Origin of the sequence: Paraburkholderia terricola (genome assembly GCF_900142195.1) — a bacterium.
Lineage (GTDB): Bacteria > Pseudomonadota > Gammaproteobacteria > Burkholderiales > Burkholderiaceae > Paraburkholderia > Paraburkholderia terricola.
Map to the genome: position 1 here is coordinate 14767 of NZ_FRAB01000063.1, position 15150 is coordinate 29916.

At 64.1% G+C, this 15150-nt stretch carries 13 protein-coding genes; 8 read left to right on the forward strand and 5 right to left on the reverse strand.

All coding sequences use genetic code 11. From position 1 onward, the window contains the following. Window positions 1-91: 91 nt before the first annotated feature. From BUE39_RS31210 to pdxR, 5 genes are all read right to left on the reverse strand, one after another. Complete coding sequence (locus tag BUE39_RS31210) at window positions 92-892, reverse strand: transglutaminase family protein (protein WP_073432485.1); 801 nt, start codon at window positions 890-892, stop codon at window positions 92-94. A gap of 13 nt (window positions 893-905) precedes the next feature. Further along, window positions 906-1856 carry an alpha-E domain-containing protein gene (locus BUE39_RS31215; RefSeq protein ID WP_073432486.1) on the reverse strand — a complete coding sequence of 317 codons (951 nt, stop codon included), beginning with the start codon at window positions 1854-1856 and terminating at the stop codon, window positions 906-908. A 198-nt stretch (window positions 1857-2054) separates the two neighbouring features. Then, window positions 2055-3464, reverse strand: coding sequence for a circularly permuted type 2 ATP-grasp protein (locus tag BUE39_RS31220; protein WP_073432497.1), 1410 nt, complete (start codon window positions 3462-3464; stop codon window positions 2055-2057). A 458-nt stretch (window positions 3465-3922) separates the two neighbouring features. Next, window positions 3923-4372, reverse strand: coding sequence for an HU family DNA-binding protein (locus BUE39_RS31225; protein ID WP_073432487.1), 450 nt, complete (start codon window positions 4370-4372; stop codon window positions 3923-3925). A gap of 280 nt (window positions 4373-4652) precedes the next feature. Continuing rightward, window positions 4653-6131: a MocR-like pyridoxine biosynthesis transcription factor PdxR gene (gene pdxR / locus BUE39_RS31230; RefSeq protein ID WP_073432488.1), complete on the reverse strand. Its 1479-nt coding sequence runs from the start codon at window positions 6129-6131 to the stop codon at window positions 4653-4655. A 112-nt stretch (window positions 6132-6243) separates the two neighbouring features. Between pdxR and BUE39_RS31235 the strand changes: the two genes are divergently transcribed. The 8 genes from BUE39_RS31235 (at window position 6244) to BUE39_RS31270 (ending at window position 15060) form a co-directional block, all read left to right on the forward strand. After that, window positions 6244-6681 carry a carboxymuconolactone decarboxylase family protein gene (locus BUE39_RS31235; protein WP_073432489.1) on the forward strand — a complete coding sequence of 146 codons (438 nt, stop codon included), beginning with the start codon at window positions 6244-6246 and terminating at the stop codon, window positions 6679-6681. A gap of 367 nt (window positions 6682-7048) precedes the next feature. Then, window positions 7049-7621 carry a cupin domain-containing protein gene (locus BUE39_RS31240; protein WP_073432490.1) on the forward strand — a complete coding sequence of 191 codons (573 nt, stop codon included), beginning with the start codon at window positions 7049-7051 and terminating at the stop codon, window positions 7619-7621. Window positions 7622-7792: 171 nt separating this feature from the next. Continuing rightward, window positions 7793-9409, forward strand: a complete 1617-nt coding sequence (locus tag BUE39_RS31245) for a peptide ABC transporter substrate-binding protein (protein WP_073432491.1) — start codon at window positions 7793-7795, stop codon at window positions 9407-9409. Window positions 9410-9425: 16 nt separating this feature from the next. Beyond that, on the forward strand, window positions 9426-10364 hold the full coding sequence (locus BUE39_RS31250; protein ID WP_073432492.1) for an ABC transporter permease subunit: 939 nt from the start codon (window positions 9426-9428) through the stop codon (window positions 10362-10364). Between the two features lie 3 nt (window positions 10365-10367). Next, a complete protein-coding gene (locus BUE39_RS31255) occupies window positions 10368-11282 on the forward strand; it encodes an ABC transporter permease (RefSeq protein WP_268802011.1) in 915 nt (304 codons plus the stop codon). 1 nt (window position 11283) lies between these two features. Next, entirely contained in the window at window positions 11284-12291 is a 1008-nt protein-coding gene (locus tag BUE39_RS31260; protein ID WP_073432493.1) for an ABC transporter ATP-binding protein, read from the forward strand. Further along, the gene (locus tag BUE39_RS31265) at window positions 12288-13346 is read left to right on the forward strand and encodes an ABC transporter ATP-binding protein (protein ID WP_073432494.1); all 1059 of its coding nucleotides are present in this window, start codon (window positions 12288-12290) and stop codon (window positions 13344-13346) included. The genes BUE39_RS31260 and BUE39_RS31265 overlap by 4 nt, the downstream gene beginning before the upstream one ends. A gap of 154 nt (window positions 13347-13500) precedes the next feature. Continuing rightward, window positions 13501-15060 carry an OprD family outer membrane porin gene (locus BUE39_RS31270; protein ID WP_073432495.1) on the forward strand — a complete coding sequence of 520 codons (1560 nt, stop codon included), beginning with the start codon at window positions 13501-13503 and terminating at the stop codon, window positions 15058-15060. Window positions 15061-15150: the final 90 nt, after the last annotated feature.

Sequence of the window (15150 nt, forward strand, 5' to 3'; positions counted from 1 at the left end):
TTGCAGGTCCAAACTGAATGGTTGTGAGGGCTGGCGCTCGCCGGCGTCCCCGGCAAGCCGGGAGCACGCCACCCTCCGCGGCCGCCGGCCGCTATTGCGACAGTTGCGCGCTCACGGTAACGGACACCTTGAGCTGTTCTTCCAGCCCGCCGATGCGCCGGCCGCGCACCGGCGCGGCGGCTTCATAGTCGCGCGCGACCGCGAGCCGGCAGTAGATCTCGCTGGCAAACGCCGCGTGCGTGACGTCGACGGAAATCCAGCCCTTGCCTTCCAGCCACACGTCGACCCATGCGTGGCTCGCCGCATGCGGAACGTCGCCCGGTTCGATGTAGCCGCTCACGTAGCGCGCCGGAACGCCGCGCGCGCGGCAGCACGCCAGCATCAGATGCGCATGGTCCTGGCACACGCCGTTGCCGAGTTCGAGCGCCTGCGCGGCGGTGCTGGTGACCTCGGTGATGCCGGGGTTGTACTTCACGCGCTGCAGAATCTGTTCGGACAGCGCGATCAGATTGCTCGAACTCGCGAGGCTCGGCACGGAATCGGCCAGTTCGCGGATCGCCGCATCGGCTTCGGTGAGCCGCGTGGCGCAGGTGAAATGCTCGAGCGGAATCGGGCCCACGCCGTCGGGCAGATAGCCGTCGACGAGCGGAATCGTGTCCACCTCTCCCGACACGTGCAGACGAATCTCGCTATGCGGCTTGTTGATCACGAGCGTGTGCAGCGCGTTGCCGTAGGCGTCGAAGGTCGCGTCGAGCTTGCCGGGCGCGTCGATGCTCCAGCGCCGCACCACCTGCGAGGCGCCGCTCATCGGCGTCAGACGCAGTTGCTGGATCGAGTAATGGACAGTCGCTTCGTAGCGATAGGAAGTGTCGTGGCGGATCGTCAGGTACATAAAAAGAACTCCGTCAGGCGACTGGCAGCATCAGATAGGTACGCGCAACCAGATTGCCGAGCTCGAACACGCGAGCAAGGAACTGCGTCAGATAGGCGTGCAGGCCGGTTTCGAAAATCTGCCGGATGTCGGAGTACAGCAGTTCGGCGCGCAGCTTGCCGGCAAACCGCTCGCACTGGTTCGAGCCCGAGGTGCGCAGCATCGCCAGATTGGCGCAGACGCCTTCCAGCGACGCAAGCAGCGAACGCGGCATTTGCTGATTCAGGATCATCAGTTCGACCACGCGCGCCGGCGTGACCACGTCGCGATACACCTTGCGATAGATTTCCAGCGCCGACACCGAACTCAGGATCGAGGTCCAGTAATAGAAGTCTTCGAGCTGGCGCGCCGCGTCGCGTGAATTCGGCTCGACGTCGGCAAAGCGCACGTCGAGAATCCGCGCGGTGTTGTCCGCGCGCTCGAGAAAAGTACCGAGCTGCGTGAAGAAGAACGCGTCGTCCTGCAGCGCGGTGCCGATCGTCACGCCGCGCGAAAGATGCGAGCGGAACTTGACCCACTCGAACAGCGCGCCCGGATTGCTCGCGGCTTGCCCTGACGCCGCGCGTTCGTTGAATTCGAGCCACGTATCGTTGATGGTTTCCCACCATTCGGTGGTCAAGGTGCCGCGCACGGCGCGGGCGTTCTCACGCGCGGCATGCAGGCACGAATGGATGCTCGACGGGTTGGTCGCATCCGCCACCATGAAATCGAGCACGTGCTCGCGAGTCGGTTCGTCGTAGCGCTGCGAGAACGCGCTTTCCAGTTCGGAGATGCGCAGCACCGAGCGTTGCGCGCGCGCCTCCTGTTCGGGCGTCTGCGGCAACAGCAGCGCCTTGAGGTTGATGTCGAGCATGCGGGCGGTGTTCTCCGCGCGCTCCATGTAGCGGGCCATCCAGAAGAGGTGATCGGCGGTGCGGCTTAGCATGACGGCGTTCCGTATCTGATGACGCGGGACCTTTGCAAAGGTAAAGGGTCCGCGCTGGTTATCCGTGTGCGCCGGCGGCGCGTCGAGCGCCGGCCGGCGCGTTGGGCTGCGGGCGCGGTTGCGTGAAGCACTGCATGAACCGCCGCATGAATCGCGGCATGAAATGCAGCGGCACGGGCAACCGCGACGGCAACCGCGTCAGTCGACCATCCAGGTATCCTTGGTGCCGCCTCCCTGCGACGAATTGACGACGAGCGAGCCTTCCTGCAACGCCACGCGCGTCAGGCCGCCCGCCACCATCGTGACGGTCTTGCCGGACAGCACGAACGGACGCAAGTCGATATGGCGCGGCGCGATGCCCGACTCAACGAACGTCGGGCACGCGGAAAGCGCCAGCGTGGGCTGCGCGATATAACCCGCCGGCCGCGCGATCAGGCGCTCGCGGAACGACTCGATTTCGGCCTTCGTCGAAGCCGGTCCCACCAGCATCCCGTAGCCGCCCGCGCCGTGCACTTCCTTGACGACCAGTTCCGGCAGATGCGCGAGCGTGTAGGCCAGATCGTCCGGCTTGCGGCACTGGAACGTGGGGACGTTATTGAGGATCGGCTTTTCGCCGAGGTAAAACTCGATCATCTCCGGCACGAACGGGTAGATCGATTTGTCGTCGGCGATGCCGGTGCCCATCGCGTTCGCCAGCGCGACGCGACCGGCGCGATACGCGGTCAGCAAGCCGGGCACGCCCAGCGCCGAATCGTTGCGAAACGCGAGCGGGTCGAGAAAATCGTCGTCGACGCGGCGGTAGATCACGTCCACGCGCTTCGGCCCCTGGGTGGTGCGCATGAACACGTAGTTGTCGTCGACGAAGAGATCCTTGCCTTCCACCAGTTCCACGCCCATCTGCTGCGCAAGGAACGTGTGCTCGAAATACGCGGAGTTGTACATGCCCGGCGTGAGCACGACCACGACCGGATCGTCGACGCCTTCCGGCGCGACGGAGCGCAACGTGTCGAGCAGCAGATCGGGATAATGCGCGACCGGCGCGATGCGGTTCTGCACGAACAGTTCGGGGAACAGCCGCATCATCATCTTGCGGTTTTCGAGCATGTACGACACGCCCGACGGCACCCGCAGGTTGTCTTCGAGCACGTAGAACGCACCGTCGTCGCCCGCGCGCACCACGTCGACGCCGGCGATATGCGCGTAAACACCGAGCGGCACGTCCACGCCCTGCATCTCCGGCCGGTACTGCGCGTTGGTATAAACCTGCTCGGCCGGCACGATGCCGGCGCGCACGATATTGCGCTCGTGATAGACGTCGTGGATGAACAGATTGAGTGCCCGCACCCGTTGGCGCAAACCGGCTTCGAGTGTCTGCCATTCGCTGCGCGGAATGATGCGCGGAATCAGATCGAAGGGAATCAGCCGTTCGGTGCCCGACAGGTCGCCGTTCACCGCGAAGGTGATGCCGACCCGGCGAAACAGCAGGTCGGCTTCCGCGCGCTTGCGCGCGATCGCTTCATTACCCTGCTTCACCAGCCATCGCTCGAAGCGTGCGTAGTGTGGCCGCACGGCATCGTCGTGATGACGCATCTCGTCATAGCATCGCATGTCACGCCCCGCTCTTGTTGTCGGATAGAAGGCGAATGCGCTGCGCATTCGGTGTTCGACAATCGTTGAAGCAAGCGCTATGCCATTGGGCTTGCCCGCGCGTGAAACGCTGACTATGCACGCGAACAGCGCATCCGACCGGCATGGCCCTCGTCGCCATCGTACTGCGGCGGCCCATGATGCGCTAGTACGGTGCATGCCCGGCGACGGCGGTGCGCGCTCAGGAGAATGCATCCTGGCGCGGCGGCGGAATTCGCAAGCTGCTTCGCACGCGCATGAAAAATCCCCGTGGATTTGCACCCACGGGGATTCGGACAGCTTCTTGCACCAGGGATCGGCTCAAGCGTTAAGCGACTTAACTTCGCAATGTTAACCTCGCGACGTTAACAAGGTTAAGCGAAGGTTAAGCGAAGGTTAAGCGCCGTGGCGTTAACCCCCTGCCAACGCATGAAGCGCGATCAGCCTGCGGCAGCGTCTTTCAGCTTCTTCAGCGGACGTGCCTTGATGCGCACGCTAGCCGGCTTGGCCGGGAACCAACGCTCTTCGCCCGAGAACGGGTCCTTGCCGAAGCGGCGCTTCTTCGCCGGCACGGCTTGCACGACGATCTTCAGAAGACCCGACAGCGTGAATTCGCCAGCGCCCTTCTTGTGCACGGCGCCGAGGATCGTGTCTTCGAGCGCGGCCAGCACGGCCTTGGCAGCCTTCGGTTCCACCGCGGCGCGTTCAGCGACGTGTGCAGCCAGCGAGGCCTTCGTGAAGGTGTCCTTGATCGGCGACGGTGCGCTGGACGCCTTCACGGCGACCTTCTTAGCTGCGACGGCTTTCTTCGCAGGGGCTTTCTTTGCAGCAACCTTTTTGGTCGGTACCGGGGCAGCCTTCTTGGCCACCTTTTTTGCGGAAGTCGGCATGTTTCTCCTACCTGTTGTGGTCAGTGAATTGCACGAAGCGCACACGGTATGTGCACGCTTCAACGCCGGATTCTACAAGCGCTCACACGATTTGCGCGACTCTTTTATGTATAACGGCCAAGGTTTGTTGCGTGGCGCAGACTGCGCAACGCATTTTGATGCTTGTTTTAGCGGGTAAACCTGTCCATGAGCGAGTCTCGCGAGGTCGGCGATACGAACTCGTAACGCGCGTTACAAGCCATTTCACTGCATGAATAGCGGTGTTTTCTTCGCGAGACGATCAGCGCACAAGGCGCGGAAGTATCTGCGCGAGCCTCGTGAGCGCCGCGTCGATGTGCTCCACGGCGATGGCGCCATAGCCGAATATCAAGCCTGCCTGCGGCTTCACGCGCTGATAAAACGGCGCGATTCCGTACAGACCGATCGACGCTTCACGCGCCGCGCCCACGACCGCCTGCTCCGTCAACGGCGCTCTTAGGCGCGCAGCCATGTGGATACCGGCCGTCGGCACGATCGGTTCCAGCCACGGCGCGAGGCCGCCGCGCAGATGCTCCAGCAACATCGCGCGCCGCGCCGCATACGCCTTGTGCGTGCGCCGCAGATGCTTGGCGAAGTCGCCGTTGAGCATGAAGGACGCAAGCGCGGTTTGCGTGAGCGTGCAGCCGTGCCAGTCCGCGATCTGCCGCGCCTTGAAGAGCGCGCCGAACAGCGAAGCCGGCGGCACCATGTAGCCGACCCGCAACTCGGGAAAGATCGTCTTCGAAAACGTGCCGACGTAGGCGACGAGCCCGGCGCGATCGAGGCTTTTCAGCGGCTCCATCGGACGGCCCTCGAAACGGTACTCGCAGTCGTAGTCGTCCTCGATGATCACCGCGCCGCGTTTCTGCGCCCATTCGAGCAACTCGACGCGCCGCTCCAGACTCATCGGCATGCCGAGCGGAAACTGATGCGAAGGGGTCACGTAGACGAGCCGCGCCTTGTCCGGCAGCTTGCTCACGATCAGCCCTTCGCCATCCACCTGCACCGGCGCGACGCGCGCGCCCGTGGCTTTGAAACACGCGAGCGCCGGCGGATAGCCGGGGTCTTCGACAGCCGCGATCTCGCCGGGGCGCAACGTGATGCGCGCCATCAGATCGAGTGCGTGCTGCGCGCCTTGCGTCACGATCACGTCTTCCCAGTTGCTCAACACCGCGCGGTTGAACGCGAGGTAGCGCGAGATCGCGAGGCGCAACTCCTGCTCGCCCGCCGCATCGCGATAGGTGCCCGGCGCGCGCGCTTGCGCACGCAACGCGTGATTCACGCAGCGGCGCCAGACGTCGAAGGGAAACAGCGTCTTGTCCGTCGCGCCGCCGACGAAGTCTTGCGGCGACCTCACCGAAGGTCGCGGCAACGGCAGGGTCTCGGGCATCGCTTCCCACAGCGGCTGCGCGCGCGCCGCGCCCTTCGCCCTCGCCTTGGCCCGTTCGCGGGCCGCTTCGGCGGCCCGCGCGTGCGGCGAGCGCTCCGAGGGCAGACGCTCCAGGCCGTCGGCGACGAAGGTGCCCGAACCCGCGCGAGCGCTGAGATAGCCCTCGGACAGAAGCCGCTCGAATACGTCGAGCGTGGTCTTGCGCGACACGCCCAGTTGCGTGGCGAGATCGCGCGTGGACGGCAAGCGCGTGCCGCCGGCAAGACGTCCTTCGAGAATGCCGGCGCGCAACTGCCGATAAATCTGTCCCGACAGATCGTGATGCCCTTCGACGGCGATGTGGATTTCCATTTGAGTGGTTACCTCGAATATCCAGAAAATGGTTATTCCGAAAGACCAATGGCGATCGTAAGCTTACCTCCGTCGTCGCGCCACGAGCGGACATTTACGAAAGGAGAAACTCATGCAGGCACGTCTCGACTTCTACAAGGCCAACCCGAGCGGCACGCGCGCGATGCTCGCGCTCGAGGAAACCATCGGCAAAAGCACGGTCGACAAGACGCTTGCGGAACTGGTGCGGATTCGCGCGTCGCAACTGAACGGCTGCGCGTTCTGCCTCGACATGCACGTCACGGACGCGCGCAAGCACGGCGAAACCGACCGGCGTCTCGCCACGATAGCCGCCTGGCGTGAAGCGCCGTTCTTCACCGAGCGCGAATGCGCGGCGCTCGAATGGACGGAAGCCGTCACGCTGGTCGCGCAAACCCATGTGCCGGACGCGGTGTGGGAAGCGGTCAAACCGCATTTCACCGATCAGGAGATCAGCGATCTGACCTTGTTGCTCATCGCGATCAACGGCTGGAACCGGATTGCGGTTTCGTTCAGAAAGATGCCGGAGTAGAGCGTTGGATACGCGGCGCTGACGCGCTGCGGGTAATTGCAAAATGGCGCGCCGTGTGAAACGGCGCGCCATTTTTTTGTTCTCGCTCGCGGCGTTTACCCGGCATACGCCCTTCAAGACGCGATGCGTTTATTCCCGCTAATACTCAGTCAGCATAAATGCCGTCACCCTTTGCAACACTGCTGTTTTCGGCATCGCCAAAGCCGAATTGGCGGGAGCCGCGTTCGCTTCTGGCAACATAGAGCCTGTCTCTAAAAGCGGTTCCTTCCACGACCAGGGGTTCAATCGCCCGCGCCTCGGTCCAAGCCGCGATCAAACCATATTTACTTATATCAAACAAATTTTGACGGGCTAATTTCCTCCTGCTATGGTCACGACAATTCAAAAGAGCAATCCGGCACTTGAACTAGGCAGCAAGATCCGCGCGCTGCGGCAACGGCTCAAGCGCACGCTGGATGACACGGCAACCGCGGCGGGTATTTCCAAGCCGTTCCTGTCGCAAGTCGAGCGCGGCCTGGCTTCACCGTCCATCACTTCGCTGGCCGGGATTGCCGGCGCGCTTGGCGTAACGGTGCAGTATTTCGTCGACACACCCAGCGAGGAACGCTGCGTGAGTCGCGGGGATCAGTTGAAGTTTTTCGGTTTTGCGGATTCGGCCAATCTGTTCGCGCGGCTGACCAATCTGACGGGCGGTCGTCAGCTCGAAGCGATCCTCGTCAGGATGCCGCCAGGGCAGAAGCGCTCCGAGGTCACGACGCATGCCGGAGAAGAGTTCATTTACGTGATCGACGGCGAAGTGTCGTTGACGCTGGAAGGCAAGACGTTCGTATTGCACGCGGGAGACAGCGCGCATTACGAATCGACGGTGCCGCATAGCTGGATGAACACCGCGCGTATCGAGTCGGTGGTCGTCTGGGTGGGCACACCGAGACTGTTCTAAAGAGCAGGCAACTTTTCCGGTTGAGCCGGTCAGGGATTGCCTGCATTAACAAATGCAAGGAATCCTCGATGCCGGACAAGCAACAAGGGCCGCCCTGGCCCGAGCCACGCAGATAACCAGGCGCTCTCGCGCCACGCGTTCTTCTCTCGACCTTATCCGCGATCTCAACCGATGAAAACCCCGTTTGCCTACGCGACGGCGCTGACCGCGCTCGTCCTTACGTTTCAGTCTTCCGCATTCGCGGTCAACGTGCCCGCCGGCGTCACGCTCGCCGCGAGCCAGGAATTGACCCGCCAGGTGCCCGCCGAAACCGAATCGCTCGACCCCGCGCACGTCGAATCCTGGACCGGCAATACGATCGCGCTCGACCTGTTCGAAGGTCTGACGCGCATCGACGCGGCCGGCGCGGTCGTGCCGGGCGTCGCCCAATCGTGGACGCGCACCGGGCCCGACACATGGGTGTTCAAGCTGCGCCACGACGCGCGCTGGAGCAACGGGCAGCCGGTCACGGCGGCGGACTTCGTCTATGCATGGCAGCGCGTGCTCGATCCGAAAACCGGCTCGAAGTACACGGTGCTGGTCGAATTCGTGAAGAACGCCAAGGCGATTCTCGCCGGCAAAGCGCCGATGACGAGCCTCGGCGTGCGCGCGCCCGATCCCTACACGCTGGAAGTCACCACCGAGGTGCCGGCCGCGTTCTTCCCGCAACTCACCGCCATGCCGACGATGGTCCCGGTCAACCACGCGGTCGTGACGAAGTTCGGCGGCGAGTGGACCCGGCCCGGCAACTTCGTCGGCAACGGTCCTTATGCGCTGACCGACTGGCAGCCGAGCAACCGCCTCGTGGGCACGAAAAGCAGCACGTACTGGAATGCCGGCAAGGTCGTGATCACGAAAGTGACCTACCTGCCGATCGAAAACGACGAAACGGCGATGCGCATGTATCAGGCCGGCCAGTTCGACTACACCTATACGATTCCGTCGGGCGTCTATGCGCAGGTCGGCAAGCAGTTCGGCTCCGAACTGAAAACCGGCCTGCAGATCGCCACGTACTACTACAGCCTGAACAACGAAGACCCGGTGTTCAAGGACAAGCGCGTGCGCCAGGCGCTGTCGATGGTGCTGGACCGCGACCTGCTGACCCAGCGCCTGACCGCGGACGGCGAATTGCCGATGTACGGCCTGATCTCCAAGGGCACGCAAGGCGCGGCGGTATTCAAGCCTGACTGGGCCGCCTGGCCGATGCCCAGGCGCGTGGAATACGCACGCAATCTGCTGAAGGCCGCCGGCTATTCGGACGCGAAGCCGCTCACCTTCACCTTCACGTACAACACCAACGATCTGCATAAAAAGGTCGCGCTATTCGCAACCTCCGAATGGCGCACCAAGCTCGGCGTGAACGCGAAACTGGAGAACGTGGAGTACAAGGTGCTGCTCAAGCAGCGCCACGACGGCAAGGTGCAAGCCTCGCGCGACGGCTGGTTCGTCGACTACAACGACGCCATGTCGTATTTTGACTTGATACGCTGCCACAGCGTGCAGAACGATCAGCGCTATTGCAATCCGCAAGTCGACAAACTGGTCGATGAAGCCAACCAGCAACTCGACGACGCGAAACGCACCGCCATGCTCACGCAGGCGCACGATCTGGCGATGAACGACTACCCGATGGTGCCGCTCTTCCAGTATTCGGCGGTGCGGCTGGTGAAGCCGTATGTCGGCGGCTACACGTCGACCAATTACGTCGATCAGCGCGCCACGCAAGACATGTATCTGATCAAGCACTAAGCGCGGGAGCACCGTCATGCTGGCCTACACGCTGCGCCGCACGCTCTGGGCGATTCCGACGATTCTCGCCGTGATCACCGCGTGCTACCTGCTGCTGCACCTCACGCCGGGCGGGCCGTTCGACACCGAGAAGCAACTGTCGGCGGCCGTGCTCGCGAACCTCAACGCCAAATATCACCTCGACGAACCGTTGTGGCTGCAATACCTGCACTACCTCGGCTCGCTGCTGCACGGCGATCTCGGGCCGTCGTTCCGCTACGCCGACTGGTCGGTCAACGATCTGGTGTGGAAGGCGTTGCCGGTGAGCCTCGGCGTGGGCGGCGTGTCGGTGCCGATCGCGCTCGTGATCGGCGTCACGCTCGGCACGCTCGCCGCCGTGCGGCGCGACCGTTTCGTCGACCACGCGGTGATGGTGCTCGGCAATATCGGCAACGTGGTGCCGCCGTTCGTTCTCGGTCCGGTGCTGGTATGGATCTTCGCGATTCTGCTCAGGACCTCCGAAGGCCGCGGCTGGCTGCCGGCCGGCGGCTGGGGCGAAGGCGAATGGCGCTATCGCGTGCTGCCGATCGTGCTGCTCACCTTCATCAACGTCGCCGCGATCGCCCGCGTGATGCGCGGCAGCATGATCGAGGTGCTGTCGGGCAACTTCATCCGCACGGCGCGCGCCAAGGGTCTGCCGGGCCGCACGATCGTGTTGCGCCACGCGCTCAAGCCCGCGTTGATGCCGGTCGTGTCGCTGCTCGGCTCGGTGTGCATCTCGTCGATCACCGCCGCGGTGGTCACCGAATCGGTGTTCGCGCTGCCGGGCGTCGGCCAACTGGTCGTCAACGGGGCGATCAATCGCGATTACACGCTCGTGCTCGGCCTCGTCGTGCTGACCACGGCGATCGCCGTGCTGTTCAATCTGCTGGTCGACCTCGCGTATGCGTGGCTCGATCCGCGCATCCGGTACTGATCCATGTCCCGCTCTCTTCAAACGACTGCCGCGGCGCTCGATCCGCTCGCGGCCATCGCCAGGGCGCCGCGCTCGCGCGGGCCGCTCGCCACCGCCGCCATGCGCTTCGTGCGCAATCGCGCGGCGTTGACCGGCTCCGTCGTGCTGCTTCTGATTGTGATTGCCTGCGTGGCCGGCCCCTGGCTCTTGCCGAACGGACCGATCGACAGCGACTGGAGCGCGATCAGCCTGCCGCCCACCTGGCAAAACGCGCACTGGTTCGGCACCGACGAACTCGGCCGCGACCTGCTCGCGCGCACGCTGCAAGGCGGGCGCGTGTCGCTCGAAGTCGGCCTGCTCGGCACGCTGGTATCGGGGCTGATCGGCGTCGCCTACGGCGCGAGCGCCGGCTATCTGGGCGGCCGCGTGGACGCGGTGATGATGCGCATCGTCGACATGATGTACGCGATCCCCTACATGCTGATCGCGATCCTGATGATGACCCTGTTCGGCCGCGCGTTCTATCTGGTCGTGCTGACCATCAGCGCATTCTCGTGGCTCGACATGGCGCGCGTGGTGCGCGGCCAGACGCTGTCGCTGCGCTCGCGCGAATTCATCGACGCGGCCCGCGCAATCGGCGTGAGTTCGCGTTCGATCATCGCGCGCCACATCGTGCCGAATCTGTTCGGCGTGGTCGTCGTGTACGCGAGCGTGACGGTGCCGAACATCGTGCTGACCGAATCGGTGCTGTCGTTTCTCGGCCTCGGCGTGCAGGAACCGATGACGAGCTGGGGCGTGCTGATCCAGGACGGCGCGCAGAAGCTCGAATCGATGCCGTGGCTCCTGCTGTGCCCCGCCGTGATGCTGTGCGTGACGCTGTATTGCGTGAATTTCGTCGGCGACGGTTTGCGCGACGCATTCGATCCGAAGGACCGCTGACATGCCGCTACTCGAAGTCAAGGACCTCGGCGTGCGCTTTACGCGCCGCGAAGGCGCACCCGTCGACGCGGTGCAGGGCGTGTCGTTTTCATTGGAAGCCGGCCGGACGCTCGGCATTGTCGGCGAATCGGGATCGGGCAAGAGTCAGACCGTGATGGCGCTGCTGGGTCTGCTGGCGGGCAACGGCCGCGTGTCGGGCACGGCGAGCTATCGCGGCAAAAATCTGCTGACCATGACCGAAGCGGAGCTCAACAGGATTCGCGGCGACCGCATCGGCATGATCTTCCAGGACCCGATGACCTCGCTCAATCCGTTCCTCACGATCGAACGGCAAATGACCGAAACGCTGCAACTGCATCGCAAGATGCCGCGCCGCGAAGCGCGCCGCCGTGCGATCGAAACGCTCGAATCCGTGCGCATTCCCGACGCCGCGCGCCGCATCGGCATGTATCCGCACGAGTTCTCCGGCGGCATGCGCCAGCGCGTGATGATCGCCATGGCGCTGCTCTCCGAGCCGGAAATCCTGATCGCCGACGAACCCACCACCGCGCTCGACGTCACCGTGCAGGCGCAGATCATCGAATTGCTGCGCGAGCTGAACCGCGAACGCGGCACCGCGATCATTCTGATCACGCACGACATGGGCGTGGTCGCCGGTCTATGCGACGACGTGATGGTGATGTACGCCGGCCAGACCGTCGAGCAGGCGAGCGCCGCCGCGCTGTTCGCCGCGCCGACGCATCCGTACACGCTCGGCTTGCTGAACGCGCTGCCGCGCCTCACCGACGAAGACGACGACCGTCCGCTGCAAACCATTCCCGGCAATCCGCCGCTGCCCGGCGAGGTCGGCGAGGTCGGCGCGGGCTGCGCATTCGCGCCGCGCTGCGCGTTTTGCAGCGAGCGGTGCCGCGAATCGCGTCCGCCGCTTGCCGCGGCAGAGGGCTATCTCGACGCGTTGCGCGCGTGCCATCGGCCGGTTGCGGAAATCATCGAGGCACAACACGCATGAACGCGACTCCCCTTGCTAACCAGAACGCGGCCACGCTGCTGTCGGTCGAGAATCTCAAGGTGCAATTCGGCGTGCCGCGCGGCGGCTTTCCGTGGTCCGGCAAGACGACGCTGCGCGCGGTGGACGGCGTATCGTTCGACGTGCGGCGCGGCGAAACCGTCGGGCTCGTCGGCGAATCGGGTTGCGGCAAATCCACGCTGGCGCGCGCGATCGTCGGACTCGCGCCGGTGGCGAGCGGCAGCGTGCGCTGGCTCGGCGACGAAACCGTGCTGCCCGCGTCGACTTCGAGCACGACGCGCGACACCTCGCGCTTGCGCCGCGACGTGCAGATGATTTTCCAGGACCCGCTCGCCTCGCTCGATCCGCGCATGACCATCGAACAGATCGTCGCGGAACCGCTGCTCACGCACGGCCAGAACCTTGCGCGCACCGACGTGCAGCGGCGCGTGCTGACCATGCTCGAACGCGTCGGCCTCAACGCGCAGCACTTGCGCCGCTATCCGCATGAGTTTTCCGGCGGACAGTGCCAGCGCGTCGGCATCGCGCGCGCCTTGATCGGCGAGCCGCAACTGGTGATCTGCGACGAACCGGTGTCCGCGCTCGATGTGTCGATCCAGGCGCAGATCGTCAACCTGCTGCGCGATCTGCAACGCGAGTTGTCGCTCTCGCTGCTGTTCGTCGCGCACGATCTCGCGGTCGTCAAGGCGATCAGCCACCGCGTGCTGGTGATGTACCTCGGACGTGTGATGGAGTTCGGCGACAAGCGCGACGTGTACCGCACGCCGCGTCATCCGTACACGCGCGCGTTGCTCTCCGCCGTGCCGGTGCCCGATCCGGCCGTCGAACGCGCGCGGCGTCATCTGCTGTTGCGCGGCGAGATCGCGTCGCCGCTGAATCCGCCTTCCGGTTGCGCGTTTCGCACGCGCTGCCCGGATGCGATCGACGCTTGCGCCACGCAGATTCCGCAGCCCGTCACGCACGGTGCGAACGCGACGCGCGTGGCCTGCATTCGCGTGGGGCACGCCCCGGAGGAAGCGCCCTTGGCGAACAGCTAAAGCACACAGCCTGAGAACTTAAAACCGTATTCCCCGGCGCGACGGGCCGTCGCGCCGTTGGATCCGCTCGTCCCGTCGTTTCTGTGACGAGCGGTAAACGTGGACTGGCTAACCGCCAGCCAAGGATTCACCACAATAAACGGAGACACCGTTAATGAATAACCCAACAAAAAACCGCTCGAAAAGATCCGGCACAGCTACCCTCCTTTGCTGCGCATTCACCCTCCCCGCTCTGACTGTCGCCGCGAGTGCCTACGCCGACGATGCCGTAACGCAGCCCACCTCCAGCACGTCCAGCACTCAAACGCTTGCGCAAACGTTGTCGTCCCCCACGCAGCAGGCGCAAGCCGAGACCGCGAACAAGCGCAGGGCGAATTCGGGCGGCCAGGTGCGCAACGATCAGCCAGATACCACCAACGCAATCGTCAACGCAGAAGCCGATCAGACGGTCACGCCGCCCACGCCGCCGTCGAGCCAGGCAGCCAGCAAGGGCTTCATCGCCGATAGCCATCTGAACCTGCAGTTCCGCAACTACTCGGATTACTTCGAGGGGCCGCCCTCGCTTCACCGCCACGCGTGGGTGCAAGGCGCGCAAGTCAACTATGAATCGGGCTACACGCAAGGGTTGGTCGGCTTCGGCGTGGATGCGTCGCTGTTCGCCGCGCTCAAGCTCGACGGCGGCAACGGCGCGGGCAACATGGTGCATGTCGGCAAGGACGGCGGCGGTTCACGGCAACTCGCGTGGGCCTACCCCGGCATGTACGACATCAAGGGGCGCATTTCGGAAACGGTCGTGAAGTACGGCTTGCAGACGGTCGCCAATCCGTTTCTCGAACCGCACGACAATCGCGCGTTGCCGCCGACTTTCCTGGGTGTCTCGCTGGTCAGCAACGATCTGGTGCACACCACGCTCGAAGCCGGCAGCTTCACCAAGGTCGATGCCCGCGGCCATACGAACCTGAGCAACCTGACGACTTCCTATGGCGGCACGCGTATCGATCGCGTGACCTATGTGGGCGGCACCTGGCATTACGCCAAAAACGGCGAGATGTCCTTGTATATCGACCAGGCCGACGACGTCTGGCGTCAATACTACGGTTCCGTGTCGCAATCGTTCGGCGATCCCGGCACGATCAAGTGGAGCGGCCTCGCGAACGTCTACTCGACGCACGACACCGGCGCCTCGCGCCAGGGGCATATCAACAGCAACGCGTACAGCCTCTCGGTGTCCGCGCAGCACGGCCCGCACGCGCTGCTGCTCGGCTACCAGCAGGTGCTCGGCGACCAGTTCTTCGACTACATCAACGAGACCAACGGCATCTACCTCACCAACTCGATGGATGTGGACTACAACGCGCCGCACGAGCAGTCGTTGCAATTGCGCTATACGTTCGACGGCAAGTACGCCGGCTTGCCGGGACTCAAGGCGATGTTCTGGGGCGCCTATGGCTGGGGCGCGGACGGGTCGGCGGGCGCGGCGGAGAATGCCTCGCCTTCGGCCCCGCTGCATGATCTGTACTGGAAGAACGGTGAGCCCGTGCACGGCCATCATCACGAGTTCGGCTTCATTCCGAGCTATACGCTGCAAAGCGGCCGCTTCAAGGACACGAAGATCACCTTCATCGCGATGTGGCACAACGGCCAGTACCACTACTCGGACGGCAACAACATGGAATACCGGCTGGTGGTGAATGTGCCGGTGAAGGTGTTCTAGTGTTCCGTCCCAGAAATAACTTTGCATAGCCGGGCCACTTTCCGGAGAATGGAATCGGCTGTCGCGGTCCATACGAACGGCCGCTTGTGC